Genomic DNA, 537 nt, shown 5'->3' with positions numbered 1-537 from the left:
ACTCCCCGGGTCTAGTTGTTGTTTTGTGTGCGGCGGGGGTCGCCGCGGCCTCCCGGGCGGTGGGGGGGTGCCCCCGCCCCGGGGCACTTGCGGGGGCGCTGGTTCACTTCTGCGGCAACGGCGGCCAGGTGCGCTCAGGTGTGGCGGGACAGGTCGGTGCCCTTCGGGAAGTACTGGCGTAGCAGGCCGTTGGTGTTCTCGTTCGAGCCGCGCTGCCAGGGACTGCCGGGTTCGCAGAAGTAGACGGGTATCCCCGTGGCCTCGGTGAAAGCCGCGTGCCCGGCCATCTCGTTGCCTTGGTCCCAGGTCAGGGACCGCCGCAGATGCGGCGGAAGCGCGAGCATGGTGTCGGTCAGCGACCGCTGGAACTGCTCGGCCCGGTGTCCGTCGGGCAGGTGCACGAGCATCGTGAACCGGGTGGACCGCTCCACGATCGTCCGGACGCTCGCCTTCTCCCGCAGCCGGTCGGCGATGTGGATCCGCTCATCCTCCCGCAAACGCAAAGAAGCGCCCCGTTGCTCCCGCACAACTTGTGCG

The 537-nt window shown here is 69.5% G+C and carries 1 pseudogene; it reads right to left on the bottom strand.

Annotation, left to right across the window (positions count from 1 at the left end):
* Positions 1 to 11: 11 nt before the first annotated feature.
* Positions 12 to 449 (bottom strand): annotated as a pseudogene (locus tag ACFW1I_RS31745) (IS30 family transposase); the annotation flags it as partial.
* Between the last annotated feature and the right edge of the window lie 88 nt (positions 450 to 537).

Origin of the sequence: Streptomyces sp. NPDC058955, from assembly GCF_042741435.1 — a bacterium.
Taxonomy (GTDB): Bacteria; Actinomycetota; Actinomycetes; order Streptomycetales; family Streptomycetaceae; genus Streptomyces.
This window is presented reverse-complemented; position numbering and strand designations above follow the sequence as displayed.